Origin of the sequence: Sulfitobacter sp. 15WGC (genome assembly GCF_005068605.1) — a bacterium.
GTDB classification, from domain to species: domain Bacteria; phylum Pseudomonadota; class Alphaproteobacteria; order Rhodobacterales; family Rhodobacteraceae; genus Sulfitobacter; species Sulfitobacter faviae.
Genome location: NZ_SZNL01000001.1, coordinates 39,588 through 56,979, shown reverse-complemented (window position 1 = coordinate 56,979; position 17,392 = coordinate 39,588). Strand labels below are relative to the sequence as shown.

The 17,392-nt window shown below is 61.9% G+C and carries 19 protein-coding genes, 1 other RNA gene and 1 pseudogene; 13 read left to right on the top strand and 8 right to left on the bottom strand.

Annotation, left to right across the window (positions count from 1 at the left end):
- From FCK22_RS19215 to FCK22_RS00285, 4 genes and pseudogenes are all read left to right on the top strand, one after another.
- Positions 1-106: pseudogene (locus FCK22_RS19215) on the top strand (cytochrome c biogenesis protein CcdA); the annotation flags it as partial.
- Between the two features lie 53 nt (positions 107-159).
- Positions 160-1,389: a hypothetical protein gene (locus FCK22_RS00295; RefSeq protein ID WP_067266671.1), complete on the top strand. Its 1,230-nt coding sequence runs from the start codon at positions 160-162 to the stop codon at positions 1,387-1,389.
- Complete coding sequence (locus FCK22_RS00290; protein WP_067266672.1) at positions 1,386-2,738, top strand: cytochrome P450; 1,353 nt, start codon at positions 1,386-1,388, stop codon at positions 2,736-2,738. Before FCK22_RS00295 ends, FCK22_RS00290 begins: the two co-directional genes overlap by 4 nt.
- Positions 2,739-2,806: 68 nt before the next feature.
- Positions 2,807-3,700, top strand: coding sequence for a fructose bisphosphate aldolase (locus FCK22_RS00285; protein ID WP_067266674.1), 894 nt, complete (start codon positions 2,807-2,809; stop codon positions 3,698-3,700).
- Positions 3,701-3,748: 48 nt separating this feature from the next.
- On the opposite strand, the gene FCK22_RS00280 is transcribed toward FCK22_RS00285, so the two are convergent.
- The 8 genes from FCK22_RS00280 to FCK22_RS00245 all read right to left on the bottom strand — a co-directional run bounded on the left by FCK22_RS00280 (position 3,749) and on the right by FCK22_RS00245 (position 8,958).
- Positions 3,749-3,976 carry an N-(5'-phosphoribosyl)anthranilate isomerase gene (locus tag FCK22_RS00280; protein WP_082852110.1) on the bottom strand — a complete coding sequence of 76 codons (228 nt, stop codon included), beginning with the start codon at positions 3,974-3,976 and terminating at the stop codon, positions 3,749-3,751.
- Positions 3,977-3,985: 9 nt separating this feature from the next.
- Positions 3,986-4,219 carry a ribbon-helix-helix domain-containing protein gene (locus FCK22_RS00275; protein WP_067266675.1) on the bottom strand — a complete coding sequence of 78 codons (234 nt, stop codon included), beginning with the start codon at positions 4,217-4,219 and terminating at the stop codon, positions 3,986-3,988.
- Entirely contained in the window at positions 4,216-4,392 is a 177-nt protein-coding gene (locus FCK22_RS00270) for a DUF4169 family protein (RefSeq protein WP_067266677.1), read from the bottom strand. Before FCK22_RS00270 ends, FCK22_RS00275 begins: the two co-directional genes overlap by 4 nt.
- Complete coding sequence (fumC, locus tag FCK22_RS00265; protein ID WP_067266679.1) at positions 4,389-5,780, bottom strand: class II fumarate hydratase; 1,392 nt, start codon at positions 5,778-5,780, stop codon at positions 4,389-4,391. The genes FCK22_RS00270 and fumC overlap by 4 nt, the downstream gene beginning before the upstream one ends.
- A gap of 95 nt (positions 5,781-5,875) precedes the next feature.
- The gene (locus FCK22_RS00260) at positions 5,876-6,355 is read right to left on the bottom strand and encodes a ClpXP protease specificity-enhancing factor SspB (RefSeq protein WP_067266680.1); all 480 of its coding nucleotides are present in this window, start codon (positions 6,353-6,355) and stop codon (positions 5,876-5,878) included.
- A 73-nt stretch (positions 6,356-6,428) separates the two neighbouring features.
- A complete protein-coding gene (gene chrA / locus FCK22_RS00255) occupies positions 6,429-7,673 on the bottom strand; it encodes a chromate efflux transporter (RefSeq protein ID WP_067266682.1) in 1,245 nt (414 codons plus the stop codon).
- A 120-nt stretch (positions 7,674-7,793) separates the two neighbouring features.
- Positions 7,794-8,142, bottom strand: a transfer-messenger RNA (tmRNA) gene (ssrA, locus tag FCK22_RS00250).
- Between the two features lie 63 nt (positions 8,143-8,205).
- A complete protein-coding gene (locus tag FCK22_RS00245) occupies positions 8,206-8,958 on the bottom strand; it encodes an FCD domain-containing protein (RefSeq protein ID WP_067266684.1) in 753 nt (250 codons plus the stop codon).
- A gap of 77 nt (positions 8,959-9,035) precedes the next feature.
- Here FCK22_RS00245 and FCK22_RS00240 point away from each other — a divergent pair, with 77 nt between their 5' ends.
- The 9 genes from FCK22_RS00240 to FCK22_RS00200 form a co-directional block, all read left to right on the top strand.
- Positions 9,036-9,824 (top strand): DUF2182 domain-containing protein, encoded by a 789-nt coding sequence (locus tag FCK22_RS00240; protein ID WP_067266686.1) that lies wholly within the window; start codon positions 9,036-9,038, stop codon positions 9,822-9,824.
- Position 9,825: 1 nt separating this feature from the next.
- On the top strand, positions 9,826-10,458 hold the full coding sequence (locus FCK22_RS00235; protein ID WP_067266687.1) for a DUF1326 domain-containing protein: 633 nt from the start codon (positions 9,826-9,828) through the stop codon (positions 10,456-10,458).
- Entirely contained in the window at positions 10,455-10,955 is a 501-nt protein-coding gene (locus tag FCK22_RS00230; RefSeq protein ID WP_231886385.1) for a DinB family protein, read from the top strand. Before FCK22_RS00235 ends, FCK22_RS00230 begins: the two co-directional genes overlap by 4 nt.
- Positions 10,955-12,058: a dimethylsulfoniopropionate demethylase gene (locus FCK22_RS00225; protein WP_067266689.1), complete on the top strand. Its 1,104-nt coding sequence runs from the start codon at positions 10,955-10,957 to the stop codon at positions 12,056-12,058. The genes FCK22_RS00230 and FCK22_RS00225 overlap by 1 nt, the downstream gene beginning before the upstream one ends.
- 36 nt (positions 12,059-12,094) lie before the next feature.
- On the top strand, positions 12,095-13,081 hold the full coding sequence (acuI, locus tag FCK22_RS00220; protein WP_067266691.1) for an acryloyl-CoA reductase: 987 nt from the start codon (positions 12,095-12,097) through the stop codon (positions 13,079-13,081).
- Between the two features lie 67 nt (positions 13,082-13,148).
- Complete coding sequence (locus FCK22_RS00215) at positions 13,149-13,574, top strand: HIT family protein (RefSeq protein ID WP_067266693.1); 426 nt, start codon at positions 13,149-13,151, stop codon at positions 13,572-13,574.
- A gap of 177 nt (positions 13,575-13,751) precedes the next feature.
- Complete coding sequence (locus FCK22_RS00210) at positions 13,752-15,389, top strand: BCCT family transporter (RefSeq protein WP_067266695.1); 1,638 nt, start codon at positions 13,752-13,754, stop codon at positions 15,387-15,389.
- A 98-nt stretch (positions 15,390-15,487) separates the two neighbouring features.
- Positions 15,488-16,711: an aminotransferase class V-fold PLP-dependent enzyme gene (locus FCK22_RS00205; protein WP_067266710.1), complete on the top strand. Its 1,224-nt coding sequence runs from the start codon at positions 15,488-15,490 to the stop codon at positions 16,709-16,711.
- 61 nt (positions 16,712-16,772) lie between these two features.
- Positions 16,773-17,392, top strand: a 620-nt coding sequence (locus tag FCK22_RS00200; protein WP_136720141.1) for a deoxyribodipyrimidine photo-lyase, incomplete at its 3' end; no start/stop codon positions are given.

Below are 17,392 nucleotides of genomic sequence, written 5' to 3'. Positions count from 1 at the left end.
GGGGGGGCTTCTCGTGCTCGTCGGGTTGGCCTTGCTGACCGGTGCTTTCACGGCTTTCTCCTTCTGGCTGCTCGAAACCTTCCCGATCCTCGCAACCGTGGGTTAAGCCTTATTCTCGCCCCGAATTACGGCTAGACTATGCCGAAGAAGAGGGCGGGCATGGTAAGCAAAGCGCAGGGAAAGACGGTGAAAACGCGCCGGGTGTTCTACATCCCCGGCTACGATCCGATTCACCCGCGCCGCTACCGCGAGCTGTACCGCAAGGAAAGCGCGGCGCAGGCGGCGATCTCGGGCTATGAGATCGGTCTGAAGCCGAAGGCGGGCCGCGGCAATTACGGCTGGCAGGTGAATGCTGAGATCGACGGGCAGCGGGTGAGCGCGCAGGTCGAGGTGCTGGTCTGGTCCGACATCGTGCGCGAAAGCATGAGCAGTTCGATCCCGGCGACCTATTGGCAATTGTTGCGCACCGCTTGGGTCTACATCGGGTCGGGCGCGCTTTGGCGGCTGATGCGGCTGCGCAAGGGGCCGGTGATCGCCGCACTCTACCCCGTTGGCATGTTAATCGCGCAGGCGCTGTTGGCGGTGGCGCTTAGCCTGTTGACCTATGGCCTTCTCGGCATGCTCAGCGAGCATTGGGCCGCGCGGCTCGCCTCCGCGGCACTGGGCATGGGGTTGGGCGTTGCCCTGCTGCGCTGGTTCAAAAACAAGGACGGCAAGTTTTTCGCCTATTACCTCATGCATGATTACGCCTATTCCGCCGCCACCAAGGGCGCGAATCCACCGCAGCTTGAGGCCCGGATGGCCACCTTTGGCGATGCCATCGCAGCCGCGCTGACTGATGATGTCGACGAGGTCTTGGTCGTCGGCCATTCCTCGGGCGCGCATCTGGGGGTTTCGGTGCTGGCCGACCTGATCCGGTCGGGCAGGGTGGCCGAAGGCGGGCCTGCTCTGGGTCTCCTCACGCTGGGGCAGGTGGTGCCAATGGTGTCTTTCTTGCCCCGGGCCGAGCGGTTGCGCGGCGATCTGCGCTATCTCTCGGCACGCGACGAATTGGCTTGGGTCGATGTCACCGCCCCGGGCGATGGCTGCGCCTTTGCGCTTTGCGATCCGGTGTCGGTGTCCGGCGTGGCGCCCGAAGGGAAACGCTGGCCGCTGGTCTTCTCCGCCGCCTTCACGCAAACGCTTAGCCCCGCGCGTTGGAAAGCGCTGCGCTGGCGTTTCTTCCGGCTGCATTTCCAGTATCTTTGTGCCTTCGACCGCCCACGCGACTACGATTATTTCCAGATCACCGCCGGGCCCCAGACCCTCGCCGCGCGCTATGACGGGCGGCCCGCGTCGAAATCGCGGATCGACCACGCGGTCAGCAAATACACCTCTGTCGCCGCATGAGCCATCCGCCCAAACCCCCCGCGCGGCCCGACCGCGTGTCGCTCTGGCGCTATGCCAAACTGTTCCGCGCCGACATCCTCTCGGCCCAGCCCGCGCGGCTCTATCGGGCGTGGATGGCCGAGTTCAAAACGCCCTTCTTTCGCAGCTACCTGATGAACCAGCCCGAGCTGGTCAAAACCGTGTTGAAGGACCGGCCCGAAGATTTCCCCAAGTCCGACCGCATCGGCGAGGGGCTGCGGCCCCTCTTGGGCAACTCTGTCTTTCTGACCAATGGCGAGACATGGAAACGCCAGCGCCGCATCATCGACCCAGCCTTCGAGGGCGGGCGCCTGCGAGAGACTTTTCCCGCCATGTGGGACGCGGCAGAGGCGGCTGCGGCACGGCTGGACCCCAAGGCGGGTGAGGTGGTCGAGATCGAGGCTGAGACAAGCCACGCCGCCGCCGATGTGATCTTTCGCACGCTGTTTTCCCTGCCGATCGAACATGAGGTCGCCCGGGCGGTCTTTGACGAGTTTCGCAATTACCAGCGCAGCCAGCCAATCCTGAACCTCGGGGCGCTTTTGCCGCTGCCGCGCTGGATGCCGCGCCTGTTTCGCCGCGACACGCGGGCCAGCGCGGCGCGGATCAGGACGCTGATCACCGATCTGACCCGCGCGCGCATGGCGCAGATCGAGGCGGGCACCGCGCCCGATGATCTTGCCACCAAGATCATGACCCAAGCCGATCCCGAAACCGGAGAGCGCTTCGACACCCAAGAGATGGTCGATCAGGTCGCGATCTTCTTTCTTGCAGGGCATGAGACCAGCGCGTCTGCCCTTGCTTGGGCGCTGTATTTGATGGCCACCCATCCCGCGTGGCAAGAGCGGCTGGCCGAAGAGGCGCAGGCGCTTGAGACCTGCGATTTCGCGGTGATGTCGAAACTCAAGCTCAGCCGCGATGTTTTTCGCGAGACGCTGCGCCTCTACCCGCCGGTGCCGATGATGGTGCGCGAGAACCGCTGCCCCGAACGCTTCCGTGACCGACAGGTGAAACAGGGCGCGCAACTGGTGCTCAGCCCGTGGCATCTGCACCGCCACGAACGGCTTTGGGACAACCCCGACGGCTTTGACCCGACCCGTTGGCAGACCGAGAATGGCAAACAGTGCCAGCGCGACGCGTTCATCCCATTCTCCGCCGGGCCGCGGGTCTGCACCGGGGCGGGCTTTGCCATGGTCGAGGGGCCGCTGATCCTGTCGCGCATCCTGCGCGACTTCCGCGTGACGGCCCAACCGGACCGCGTGCCAGTGCCTGTCGCACATTTGACCGTCCGTTCAGATAAGGGCATTTGGTTAGCGCTATCAAGACGCTAGCTGCTATCATCGGCTGTGCGTTTCAATTAGAAACGCAGCGAACGGAATCAAAATAGGACCTGAGTGACATGGGCTACGACAAGGCGCAACTTGAGCAAATGGACAGCGGCAAGGGCTTCATCGCGGCGCTTGATCAATCGGGTGGCTCCACCCCCAAGGCGCTGAGCCTCTATGGCGTGGAACCGTCGGATTACAACGGCGACGAAGAGATGTTCAAAGCCGTCCATGACATGCGGGCGCGGATCATCCTGGCCGATGATTTCACCTCTGAGAAAGTGATTGGCGCGATCCTTTTCGAGCGCACGATGGATGACACGATCAACGGCAAACCGGTCGCGCAGCTGCTCTGGGAAGACCGCGGCGTGGTGCCTTTCCTGAAGATCGACAAGGGTTTGGAAGAGACCACCAACGGCGTGCAGATGATGAAGCCGATCATGGAGATCGACGATCTGCTGGCCCGTGCCGTGAAACACGGCATCTTCGGCACCAAGGAACGCTCTGTCATTCATGAGGCCAATGAAAACGGCATCGCCGCCGTGGTGGCGCAGCAGTTCGAACTGGCCAAACAGGTCTGCGCCGCCGGTCTCGTGCCGATCATCGAGCCTGAGGTGAACATCAACTCCGAGAGCAAGGCCGAGGCCGAAGAAATTCTGCACGGTGAGATCGCGAAACACCTGAAGGCGCTGCCCGAAGGTGAGATGGTGATGCTGAAGCTGACGATCCCCGAGAAGGCCGGTCTCTATGACGATCTGGCCGAACACGCCAATGTGCTGCGCGTCGTGGCGCTGTCAGGCGGTTATTCCACAGCGGAAGCCTGCGAACGGCTGGGCAAAAACCGGACGATGATCGCCAGCTTCTCCCGCGCTTTGACGGAAGGGCTGAACGTCAAGATGACGGACGCGGAGTTCAATGAGGCGCTCGGGCAGAACATCGAGAAAATCTACCAAGCGTCGATTTGTTAAACGGAATTTTTTGAAAATTCCGGTCCCGTTTTCTTTAAAAGAAAACGGCTAGGCAATCCGCCGGATAGGTTCTCTATTGCAAAATATGATGACCTGTCCGGCGTTCTCAACCGCTTGAAAACCACGACGTTTTAATTCGTTTTCAAATGTTTGGCGTCCAACAAACTTCTCAATATCGCGCGCATTACGTCGAATGACCTGTCCGCGAATAGCCGCCTTTGAGGCAAAAATATCATCCAGCCAAGCGGCGGGTGAGAGAGGGGATCCGACGGACATGGCCCGACGCTAATCCGCTTTTGGTAAACGTTCCTTTAACGACCGCAGCACAAACAGGCGGATCGCCCCGGCAAGCCCGATGTCCAGCCCACGGGCGGCGTCGATCTCGGCCACCAATGCGTTGATTGGCATGCCCCGCGCTGCGGCGATGGCGCGGAACTCATCCCAAAACTCGTCTTCGAGGGAGATCGATGTCCGGTGGCCCGTTAGGGTCACCGAATGTTTGCGGGGCCGTGCGCTCATGTCTCGCGCTTATGCGCGTCGAGCGTGGCCTTGGCTTGGGCGGCGCTTTTGCGCGCCGCCTCCTTCTCAGCTTTGCTGCGGCCAAAGCGCAGCGCATTCTCATCCGCCTGAGCGCGGCGGGCCGCAAGATCGCGTGCCTTTCTCGCCTTGTTCAGGTTGATGGGCTGGCTCATTTCGGGCCGATCATGTTCTCAGGGCGCACCACACGCTCGAATGTCTCGGCATCGACGAAGCCCAAGGCAATCGCCTCTTCCTTCAACGTGGTGCCGTTCTTATGCGCGGTCTTGGCGACCTTGGTGGCGTTGTCATAACCGATCTCGGGGGCCAGCGCGGTGACCAGCATCAGCGACTCGCGCATCAGCTTCTCGATCCGGTCCGCGTCAGCCTTGAGGCCATCCACCAGATTGTCGGTAAAGGCCGAGGCCGCATCGCCCAAAAGCTGCATGGATTGCAAAACGTTATAGGCCATCATCGGCTTGTAGACGTTAAGCTCGAAATGGCCCTGCGATCCGGCGAAGCCCACGGCGGCATCATTGCCCATGACATGGGCGCAGACCTGCGTCAGCGCCTCGCATTGGGTCGGGTTCACCTTGCCCGGCATGATCGAAGAGCCGGGCTCGTTCTCGGGCAGGATCAATTCGCCCAGACCGCAGCGCGGGCCGGAGCCCAGAAGGCGGATGTCATTGGCGATCTTGAACAGCGATGCCGACACGGTCTTCAGCGCGCCGGAGATCTCGACCATCGCGTCATGGGCGGCCAGCGCTTCGAACTTGTTGGGTGCTGTGACGAAGGGCAGGCCGGTGATCTCGGCCATGTTGTGGGCCACGGTCTCGGACCAGCCCTGCTTGGTGTTCAGCCCGGTGCCCACGGCGGTGCCGCCCTGTGCCAGCTCATAGATACGGCCAAGCGCGTCGCGCACGCGGGCGATGCCCATGGCAACCTGATGGGTGTAGCCCGAGAATTCCTGAGACAGCGTCAGCGGTGTCGCGTCCTGCGTATGGGTGCGGCCAATCTTGATGATGCCGTCGAATTCCTCGACCTTCTTCTGCAATGCGCCGTGCAGCTTCTCCAGCCCCGGCAGCAGCACGTCACGCGCCGTCATCGCGGTGGCGATATGCATGGCAGTGGGGAAAGTGTCGTTCGAGGACTGGCCCATGTTGCAGTGATCGTTGGGGTGCACCGGATCTTTCGAGCCGATAGTGCCGCCCATGAGTTCGATCGCGCGGTTGGCGATGACCTCATTGGCGTTCATGTTCGACTGGGTGCCGGAACCGGTCTGCCAGACCACCAGCGGGAAGTTGTCGTCGAACTTGCCCTCGAAGACCTCTCCGGCGGCTTGAATGATCGCGCGACCGCGTTCCTCATCCAGCGAGCCCTGCGCCACATTCGCCTGCGCGCAGGCTTTCTTGATCACGCCGAGCGCGCGCACGATGGCGATGGGCTGCTTCTCCCAGCCAATCGGGAAGTTCATGATCGAACGCTGCGTCTGCGCGCCCCAGTATTTATCGGCGGGGACTTCGAGCGGACCAAAGCTGTCGGTTTCGGTGCGGGTATCGGCCATTCTGTGGCTCCTGCTGTGACTTATCGTTGTCCAGCGGTGTACCTGCGCCTTACGCGCTGCGCAATGCGGGGATGGCGCTAACGGCCATTCCGGCGCTACTTCCGAAAGGAATCGAGCGAGACGATCTCGGCATCTTTGACCGGCTCTTCCGCGACTTCCAACTCTGCCTCATCCGTCTGGTCGAGCGTGGCCTCATCTTCCGCCACGTCTTCCTCTTCGGTCTCTTGCTGTTCGAACCGCAGGCCAAACTCAACCGAAGGGTCCACGAAGGTGCGGATCGCGTCGTAAGGAATATAGAGCGGCTCTGGCGCATCGCCGAAGTTCAACGTGATGGCGAAACCGTCTTCACCCACATCGAGGCCGTCGTACCAATGCTGCATCACCACGGTCATCTCATCGGGATAGCGGTCGGACAGCCAATCGGCCAATTCCGCATCCGGATGCGAGGTGTCGAAGGTGATGAAGAAATGGTGATTCCCCGGCAGTCCCTTGTCCGATACGTCTTGCAAGACCCTGCGGATCAGGCCCCGCATGGCTTCGTGCATCAGGTTGCCGTAATCAATGCTGCGGCTCATTCTTCTCTCCGGTCCGGGCGATGGGCAAGGGTAAGCATACCCCATTCAGGGGCGAGTGAAAGGGGGTCCCGCGCTAAATCGCGTGAAGGATCAGCGCCAGCGTGGCGAGCAGAACCATCGTGAGGACAAAACCACCCTTGAGCGCCAGCATCAGCACGGCCGCCAAGAGGGTAAGCGCGGCGGCCATGGGGTTGAAACTGTCCCAAACGGGCAGGGGCAGGGCGAGCGGGCCGTCAGCGCCCACCCGATCAAACAGGACATGCAGCGCGAACCAAACCGAGAGATTGGCGATGACACCCACCACAGCCGCCGTGATCGCCCGCAGTGCACCTGCAATACGCGGCTGTTCAGAGAGCGCCTCAAGATACGGGCCAGCGAGGAAAATCCACAGGAAACAAGGCGTGAAAGTGACCCAAAGCGCCAGCAGCCCGGCAGCCATCGCCCCCGCGGGGCCGCTTTGCGCAAATCCCGCCAGCATCCCGACGAATTGCGTCACAAGGATCAGCGGGCCGGGGGTTGTCTCAGCCAAACCAAGCGCGTCGATCATCTGATCCATCTCGATCCAGCCGAAATCCTGCACCACGGTCTGGGTCATATAGGCCAGCACCGCATAGGCCCCGCCGAAGGTCACCACGGCCAGTTTGGAAAAGAACAGCCCCAGTTGCAGCAGAAAGTCGTCGCCGATGAGGGCAAGGAACAGAAGCGGCGCGGCCCAGAGACCACCCCAGATGAGCAGGGTGCGGAGGCTATGCGCCGGCGGCAGGTTGGCGGCTTCGGTCTCGGGCGTCGGGCTTTGGGTCAGCATCCCAATGGCCCCGGCCACCAGAATGATCAGTGGAAACGGCAGGCCCAGCACGAAGAGCGCAATGAAAGACCCAAAGGCCAGCGCCCAGCCGAGACGCCCGTGAAGGGCCTTCGAAGAAACCTTCAGAAGCGCTTGGAATACCACGATAATAACAGCGGCCTTGATGCCCAGAAAGGCCGTTTGCACCAAGGGCATCTGCCCATACCACGCATAAAGCAGCGCAAGTGCCGCGATGAAGACCGCACCCGGCACGACGAAAAGCAACCCTCCCAACAGCCCGCCCGCAACGCCGCGCAGGCGCCAGCCTGCATAGGTCGCCAGCTGCATCGCCTCCGGTCCGGGCAACAGCATACAGAGCGAAAGGGCCCGCAGGTAGGTCTGCTCGCTCAGCCACGGGCGATGTTCGACCAGCTCGCGGTGCATCACGGCGATTTGGGCTGCGGGGCCGCCGAAGGACATTAACCCGATCCGGCCAAACACGCGAAACATATCGGGCCAACTAGGTGGGGTCATCGGGGCCATCCTGCGTCATCAAAGCCACCACGGCTTCGCTGCGTCACGGATAGGGACAGAGGAAAGCGCGGTCAAGTTAATGCAAGAGCGCCGCCTAACGGGTATGAAACGGAAGGGAAAAGTGCAGGTTTCTGTTGCCAGGTACCTGCGAACCCCGCCTTAAGCTGCAAGGCCTAAGGACTTAAGATTTCAGTCGCTGAAACCGCTTACGCGGCCATCGCAACTGGAGCACGATTGTCATTTGCAATTGTACAGTTTGAACCGATAACGGTGGTATCTCACCGAGACAAAGCAACCCCTTTAGACGTTCGTCGATCCTATTTCGGCCCCATGATCCCCAAATGAAGGATGTTTGGTGGAGCCGCCGGGTACCGCCCCCGGGTCCGAACCGCTTATTACGAGCGTGTTTATGTCCATAGTCCCGAAGGACAAGAGTAAAATAGGGCTGCGATGGGTGAATTGCAAGGGGTGGGATGCGTCGAATTTTCTACGTCAAGAGAAGGGCGTATCTCATTGTTTTTTATGGCCCAACCTAGCGTCGCCCCGCAGCTTCGGCATTCCGCGCCGCACGCGCGGCGAAAACGCTTTGGGCAAGCTGTTGCGTCTCCGCCTCCAGCGCGGTCAACCCTGCCGTCACCGCCTTGCCGTCATGGGCCTCTGCCGCATCCGCGATCTCTTGATGCAGAGCAACGATCCGTGCGCGATCCCGCGCGGTGAAGGTGATCATATTCATCAGGGGCTGCATCGCCTCAACCGCGCCTGCAAGTTGATAACTCAGGACCGGATTGCCCGCACCATCGACCAGCGCCCGGTGAAATGCCACGTCGGAGGCGCAAAAGGCCTCATCCGTCAGTCCCGGCTGCGCCTGCCGATGAATCTCCGCGCGCATGGTGGCAAGGTGGTCCGCCGTCCGACGTTCTGCCGATAGCGGGGCGCAGGCGCGCTCCAAGGCGAAGCGCGCCTCGCAAGCGGTCTCAAAACTCACCGCATTCATCGACAGCAGCAGGGTCGAGGTGGTGATCTGCTGCGCATAGGCATCCGGAAAGCTCAGCCGGTTGACGAAAGCACCCCCCGTTGCCCCGCGCTGCGTGCGGATCAGCGATTGCGCGGCCAGCCGCTTGAGCGCCTCGCGCACCGTGGGGCGGGAAACCTCGAACTGCTCGGCAAGCTCCGCCTCGGAGGGCAGGCGCTGGTCGACGATCAGATGCCCGCCGATGATGGCGTCGCGGATGGCCGTGGCGATCTGGGCCGATAGATCGGCGGGGTTGCTTGGGTCGATTTTCATATGTCTTACAATTAGTGTTTGCGAGGACTTTAATTGTCTGACATTAAATCTACAAGAGCACGCAGGGGAGGGCGGCGATGACCGGGATGGTACGATCAACACTATGGCTGGGGTTTTTCGCCCTAATTCTCGCCGCCTGGTGGATGATGTACAGCATGGCGATGCAGATGGATCTCGATCTGCTGGGCCGCCCTGGTGTCATGGGCGAACGCATGCGGCAGATGGATCCGGGCATGGATATGTATATGCCCATGGCGCGTTTCTTTCCACTGTTCGTGATGTGGGGCGCGATGATGGCGGCGATGATGGTCCCGACCATGGTGCCGACGCTACGCGCCTACGAAGACCTTATGACTTCGGCCAATGGCACGCGCGCGGGCTGGCTGGCGGTGCTTGCAGGCTACCTCGCGGTCTGGCTGATCTTCGCGGCGGGGATCGCGGGTTTGCAATTGCTCCTGCTGCACGGCGGCGTCATCGACATGCTCGGCATCGCCAAATCGCGCTGGACGGCGGCGGCGCTGCTTTTGGCTGTAGGCCTCTTCCAATTCACCCGCGCCAAGGAGATTTGCCACGGCGTCTGCCACTCTCCGATGATGTATTTCATGGGCCACTGGCGCCCCGGCGCCGCGGGCGGCTTTCGCATGGGGCTGGGCCTCGGTGCCTTTTGCGCAGGTTGCTGCTGGGGCTTTATGCTTCTGGGCTTTGCCGGCGGGGTAATGAACCTTGCTTGGATGGGGCTGGCCACGCTTTTCATGGTCATCGAAAAACTGCCCCAGATCGGGCATTACGTAACAAAACCAATGGGTTTCGCCCTGATCCTCGGCGCAGGTGTCGTGGCGGGTTGGCCCATGATCACAGGAGGATGATATGCCAAACAGAGAGATGACACCCGCCGATTGGGCGATCAAGGGCGAGCTATTCCTGAACTGCTCTTGCGATGTCTTCTGCCCCTGCGTGGTCAGCCTTGGCGCGCATCTGCCGACCGAAGGCCACTGCCATGCGTGGATGGGCATCGTGATCGACGAAGGCCATTTCGAGGGGGAGGATTTGGCCGGCCTGAACGTCGGGCTGTTGGTCGACATCCCGGGCCGCATGGGCGAGGGAAATTGGAAGGTCGCCGCCTATGTGGACGACCGCGCGAGCGAGGCGGCCTATGACGGGTTGCTGCAAATCTTCTCAGGCGCTGCGGGCGGCACCACGGGGTTGTTCACCATGTTGGTGAGCGAGATCATCGGCGCCGAACGCGCCCCGGTCGAAATCATTCGCGACGGCAACCGCCGGGTCATCAACATTGGCCGAAAGATCAACGGCGAGATCGAGATGTTGGCCGGTGCCGAACCGGGGGAGCCGGTGACGATCACCAACTCGAAATACTGGATGGGTCCGAATATCGTCGCTGCGCGTGGCGTAAAATCCAAGGTCCGGGACTATGGCCGGGTCTGGGATTTCGGTGGCAAATCGGCTGAGGTCTGCGCGATCGACTGGCAGGGGGCGCGGTGATCACCCCCACCTATGCCAAGGAAATGGCGCGCTATAATGCGTGGCAAAACAGACAGTTGTCGAATATCGTTCAGACTTTGGATGAAGCATCGTTAACGCAGGATCGCGGGGCGTTCTTCGGCTCCATCCTCGGCACGTTGAACCATCTTCTGTGGTGCGATCAACTCTGGCTGTCGCGGTTCGACCCTGCCGCGCCAAAACCGGAAGGCAAAGACACCGAGCTTTGCCCCTCAGGCGACGCTTGGGTTTTGGCGCGAGGGCACTGCGATCTTGCCATTTCTCAATGGGCGGCGGGGCTGGAGCAGTCAAGGCTGGATGGGGATTTAACGTGGCATTCCGGTATCTTGCAGCGCGATGTTTCTAAGCCGATGGCGGGATGTGTGGTGCATTTCTTCAACCACCAAACCCATCACCGCGGCCAAGTGCACGCCATGCTCACCAGCGCCGGATGTGACGCGCCGGTGACCGATTTCATCTTTATGCCGGAGGAGGGCTGATGGCCGAATTCTCTCCCTCGCGCCGGATCAGGCGCACGCCATTCTCTGCCGGGGTCGAGGCGGCGGGGGTGAAAGCCTATACGGTCTACAACCGGATGCTGCTGCCCACCGTATTTGAGAGTACCGAGGCGGATTATCACCACTTGAAGAAAGCCGTGCAAGTCTGGGACGTTGCTTGCGAAAGACAGGTCGAACTGCGCGGGCCCGATGCTTCTCGACTGATGCAAATGCTGACACCGCGCGACCTGCGCGATGTGGCGCCGGGCCGCTGTGTCTATGTGCCGATCGTGGATGAGACGGGTGGGATGCTCAATGATCCGGTGGCGGTGAAACTGGCCGAGGATCGTTGGTGGATTTCCATCGCCGATAGCGATTTGTTGTTGTGGGCCAAGGGGATATGCAACGGTTATCATCTTGATGTTTTGGTCGATGAGCCGGATGTGAACCTGCTGGCGGTGCAGGGGCCGAAAGCCGAAGACCTGATGGAACGCGTCTTTGGCGCGGGGGTGCAGGAGGTGAAGTTCTTCCGCTTCGGGGAGTTCCAGTTTCAAGGGCGCGCCATGAATGTCGCGCGCTCCGGCTACTCCAAACAGGGCGGCTTTGAGATTTATACCGAAGGGGCCGACATCGCGATGCCGCTTTGGGAGGCGCTTTTCGAGGCGGGCCGAGATCTGGATGTGCGCGCGGGCTGTCCGAACCTGATTGAGCGGATCGAGGGCGGATTGTTGAGCTATGGCAATGACATGACCGACGACAACACGCCCCACGAATGCGGTCTTGGCAAGCTCTGCGACACGCAGGCGGCGATGGGCTGTATCGGCCGAGATGCGCTGCTGCGGGTGGCAAAAGAGGGTCCGGTGCAACAGATACGTCCCCTAGAGATCGCGGGCGATCCGGTGCCGCTTTGTGATCGTGTCTGGCCCTTGATGGCGGGCGACAAGCGCGTGGGGCAGGTGACCTCAGCGGTTTGGTCCCCCGACTTTGGCGTGAATGTCGCCATCGGAATGGTGCGCATGACCCATTGGGACCCGGGCACGCGATTGCGGGCGCACACCCCCGATGGCGCGCGTGACGTGACCGTACGGGACAGTTTCTGGGCCTGAGGTCCGGTCGATTGAAACCTGAAAAGGAGATGAAAGATGAGCTTCAATGCGCTGATTGTAAACAAGGATGACGAAGGCAAGACCCAGGCCGAGGTCACCCAGATCACCGAAGACCAACTGCCCGAGGCCGAGGTGACGGTCGCGGTCGAATATTCCACCGTGAACTACAAAGACGGCCTATGCATCGGGCCGGGTGGTGGCTTGGTCCGCAACTATCCGCATGTGCCGGGCATTGATTTCGCCGGCACGGTCGAGACCTCGAATGACGACCGTTACAAGCCCGGCGACAAGGTGGTGTTGACCGGTTGGCGCGTCGGCGAGGCGCATTGGGGCGGCTATGCGCAAAAGGCGCGGGTCAAGGCCGATTGGCTGGTGCCGCTGCCCGAAGGGCTGAACACGCGGCAAGCGATGGCCGTGGGCACGGCAGGTTTCACCGCGATGCTGGCCGTCATGGCGCTAGAGGATCACGGCATCAAGAAGGGCCCGGTTCTGGTCACGGGTGCTGCGGGGGGCGTGGGCTCCGTCGCCACGGCGATCCTTGCCAACCTCGGCTATGAGGTGGCGGCGGTCACCGGGCGGCCCGAGACCGAAGATTACCTCAAGAGCCTTGGAGCGGCCCGGATCGTCGCGCGGGACGAGATCAACGAGACGGTCAAACGCCCCCTTGAGGGCGAGACATGGGGCGGATGCGTCGATGCCGTGGGCGGCGCGATGCTGGCCCGCGTGCTGGGTCAGATGGAATATGGGGCGAGCGTGGCGGCCGTGGGCCTTGCGGGCGGTGCGGCCCTGCCTGCCACGGTGATCCCGTTCCTGCTGCGCGGCGTGAACCTCTTGGGCATCGACAGCGTCATGCAGCCCTATGACAACCGTCTGCGCGCCTGGGAGCGGGTGGCCAAAGACCTGCCAATTGACAAGCTTGAGACGATGGTCCAACCCGCTGGGCTCAGCGACCTGCCGCAACTGGGGGCGGACATCCTGAAAGGGCAGGTCAAGGGCCGGGTGGTCGTCGACGTAAACGCTTGATATTGCCTCGGCGCGGGGCGGTGTGGTTAATGGTCCGCGCCGCCCCGACCGCCAGAAGGAGAGCATGATGGCCAGCTACGACGACGACAATATCTTTGCCAAAATTCTGCGCAAAGAGATCCCCAGCTTTAAGGTCTATGAGGACGACAAGACCTATTGCTTCATGGACATCATGCCCCGCGCCGAAGGGCATTGTCTGGTGATCCCCAAGTCCCCCTGCCGCAACATGCTCGACGCGAGCCCCGCACAATTGGCGGATTGTCTTGCGACGGTTCAGAAAGTCGCCAACGCCTGCCTGCGCGCCTTTGGCGCCGATGGCATCACGGTGCAGCAGTTTAACGAGGCCGCAGGCGGGCAAGAGGTCTTTCACCTCCACTACCACATCCTGCCGCGGCATGAGGGCGATAAGCTGCGTCCGCCCGGTGTCCAAGGCGACATGGACCGGATTCGCGAACAGGCCGATGCGATTGCAGCCGCGCTCGGGACAGGGTAGTCCCCCCAAACTTACGTCGCAGCAGATACCGAAAAGGTCGTTTTAGCCAAGTTTCCAAGGGGGCTTGGCCGCAATGGCTTGCCCAATGGCCGCAGGCCTCTATCCTGTTGCGCACGGATGAGAAAAACAGAAGGCCGCGTTTTGCGCGGTAATCTGTCATCAAAGAGGGAACAGATAATGAGCGATACCAATTCGCACGGCATCCCCGAGCCTGAGGGCAAGGCGGATGTGATCGATACCGATTATGAGATCGGTCAGGACAATATCGAACGGCAGATCGGGCCGTTCGGGCTGGATATTCACAACCCGGTCTTTCTAATCTCGGGGATCGCGGTCGTGGTCTTCGTGTTCTACACCATCGCATTGCCGGAACAGGCCGCCGCGATCTTCTCGGCCATGTTCAACTTTACCACCAAGAACTTCGACTGGTTCCTGATCGGCTCTGCCGACCTGGTGGTGATCTTTGCACTTTTGCTGATCGTCACGCCCTTTGGCAGTGTCCGCCTTGGCGGCAATGAAGCGGTCGCGGATTATACCTATCTGGGCTGGTTTGCGATGCTTTTCGCGGCGGGCATGGGCATTGGCCTGATGTTCTACGGCGTCTCCGAGCCTTTGACCCATTTCTCGACCTCCATGGGCGAGATCACGACAGAAAACGGTTTGCGCACCGACTGGGCCCCCTTGGGTGCCGCCACGGGTGACGAGGCCGGTTCGCTGCGCCTTGGCATGGCGGCGACGATCTATCACTGGGGTCTGCACCCTTGGGCGATCTATGCCATCGTCGCGCTGGCGCTGGCGTTGTTCACCTATAACAAAGGTCTGCCGCTGACGATCCGCTCGGCCTTTTACCCGGTTCTGGGCGAACGTGTTTGGGGCTGGCCCGGGCATATCATCGACACCATCGCGGTTTTCGCCACGCTCTTTGGTCTGGCGACGTCGCTCGGTCTGGGGGCCACGCAGGCGAACGCGGGTCTGAACGAATTATTCGGCATCCCAACCGGCACCACCTCCGAGATCGTGCTGATTTCCCTGATCACCGCCGTGGCGCTGGTCTCGGTTCTGCGCGGCCTTGATGGCGGTGTGAAGGTGCTGAGTGAGATCAACATGGGGCTGGCCGCCTTGCTGGCGCTGTTCACGCTCTTTGTCGGACCGACGATCTTCCTGCTGTCCTTCTTCTGGGAATCGCTGGTAGCCTATATCGAATATCTGCCCGCGCTGGCGAACCCGTTTGGCCGTGAAGACGTGAACTTCTCCCAGGGCTGGACGGCCTTCTACTGGGCATGGTGGATCAGCTGGTCACCCTTCGTCGGCATGTTCATCGCCCGCGTCAGCCGGGGCCGCACCGTGCGGGAATTCGTGATCTGCGTGCTGCTGATCCCCTCGCTGGTCTGTGTGCTCTGGATGTCGATCTTTGGCGGCACCGCGATCCATCAGGTGTTGAACGACGGCTACACCGCGGCGCAAGATGCGGGTCTGCCGTTGCAGCTGTTCAAAATGCTCGACGCGCTGCCGCTGGCTTCGATCACCTCCTTCATCGGCATCGTGCTGGTGGTGGTGTTCTTCGTCACCTCGTCCGACTCCGGGTCGCTTGTGATCGACACGATCACCGCAGGCGGCAAGGTCGACGCGCCGGTGCCGCAGCGGGTGTTCTGGTGCATCTTTGAGGGTGCCGTGGCCATCGCGCTGTTGATCGGCGGCGGTTTGGCGGCGCTGCAATCCATGGTGATCTCCACCGGGTTGCTGTTCACGCTGCTGCTGCTCTTCATGTGCTTCTGCATCTTCCGTGGCCTGCAGGACGAGCGTAGAATTCGTTAACCTGCACAGCCTTTGCAACACGGATGACGGCGGCCCTTCGGGGGCGCCGTTTTCTTTGGGCGCTTGACCTTGGCCGCGCTGCGGTCAACCTTCGCGCCATGCATATTGATTCCGAATGGGTCCGCGCCCAATTTCCCGCCTTCGCCGAGCCGAGCCTTCAAGGGCAGGCTTTCTTTGAGAACGCCGGTGGGTCTTACACCTGCCGCCAAGTGATCGACCGGCTGCATCGCTTCTACTCCCAGCGAAAGGTGCAGCCCTACGGCGCCTATGAGGCCAGCCGCCTTGGTGGGGAGGAGATGGACGAAGCCCGCACCCGCATGGCCGCGATCCTTGGCGTGACGCCGGAGGAGCTGAGCTTTGGCCCCTCGACCACGCAGAACACCTATGTGTTGGCGCAGGCTTTCGGCCAGATGATGCAGCCCGGTGAGGCGATCGTCGTGACCAATCAGGACCATGAGGCCAATACCGGCCCGTGGCGGCGGCTGGCCGAGCGGGGGATCGAGATCCGTGAATGGCAGATCGACCCTGAAACCGGGCATCTCGATCCGGCAAAGCTCGAAGACCTCTTGGACGAGAATGTCCGGCTGGTCTGCTTCCCGCATTGCTCAAATGTGGTGGGCGAGATCAACCCGGTGACCGAGATCACGGCGCTGGCCCATGCGGCCGGTGCTTTCGTCTGCGTCGATGGCGTCTCTTATGCGCCGCATGGATTTGCCGATCTCGGGGTGCTGGGGCCGGATATCTACCTCTTTTCCGCTTACAAGACCTTCGGGCCGCATCAGGGTGTCATGGTCATCCGCCGGGCGCTGGCCGAACTGCTGCCGAACCAAGCGCATCACTTCAATGGAGACGTGCTTTACAAGCGTTTCACCCCCGCCGGGCCGGATCACGCGCAGATCGCAGCCAGCGCGGGCATGGCGGATTATATCGACGCCTTCCACGCCCACCATATCGGCGGCACTGCCGGGGCCACGGCACGCGGTGTCGCTGTGCATGACGCAATGCGCGCCCATGAGACGGCTTTGCTGCAACCGCTGCTGGATGCCATGGCGGCGCGCAACTCGGTGCGAGTCATCGGCCCCACCGATGCGGCGACCCGAGCGCCCACGGTGGCCTTGGCGCTTGATCGACCGGGGGTCGAGATGGCGCAGGCATTGGCCGCACGCGGCATCATGGCAGGGGGTGGCACCTTCTACGCGGGCCGGGCGCTTGGTGCGATGGGGGTGGATGAGGCCAAAGGCGTGCTCCGCCTCAGCTTCACCCATTACACAACGCAGGATGAAATGGACAAACTGTTGAACGCGCTGGATGATCTGCTCTGATCCTTGACCCCGGCGCAGGGGCGCTATGTTTCGGGACAAGTGCAGGAGCAAGACCCCGAACGTGAGCGACAATTCCCCGATTATCATGTGGTTCCGCCGCGATCTGCGGCTGAGCGACCATCCCGCCCTGACGGCGGCCTGCCAGTCGGGCCGCCCGGTGATCCCGCTGTTCATCCACGACGCACAATCGGAAGCTTTGGGCGCGGCGCCAAAATTCCGCCTCGGGCTGGCCTTAGGCTGCCTTGGGGAGACTTTGGCCGAGAAGGGCAGCCGCCTGATCCTGCGCCGTGGCGATGCGCTTGAGGTGCTGCGCGAGGTAATCGAGGCCACCGGCGCGGGGGCGGTCTATTGGAGCCGCCTTTACGATCCCGCCGCGATCGACCGCGACGCCAAGGTCAAAGAGGCGCTAAAGGACGATGGGGCCGAGGCCTGCAGTTTTGCCGGGCATCTGATGTTCGAGCCTTGGACGGTTGAGACCAAGACCGGCGCTTTTTACAAAGTCTTCACCCCCTATTGGAAGGCAGTCCGGGGCCGCGATGTGGCAACCCCCTTGGCCACCCCGAGCGACATCCCAGCCCCGCCAAACTGGCCCCAGAGCGCCGCGCTCGACGATTGGCAAATGGACGCCGAGATGCAGCGCGGTCGCGACGTAGTGCGCCCCTATGTCCGCTTGGGGGGGGC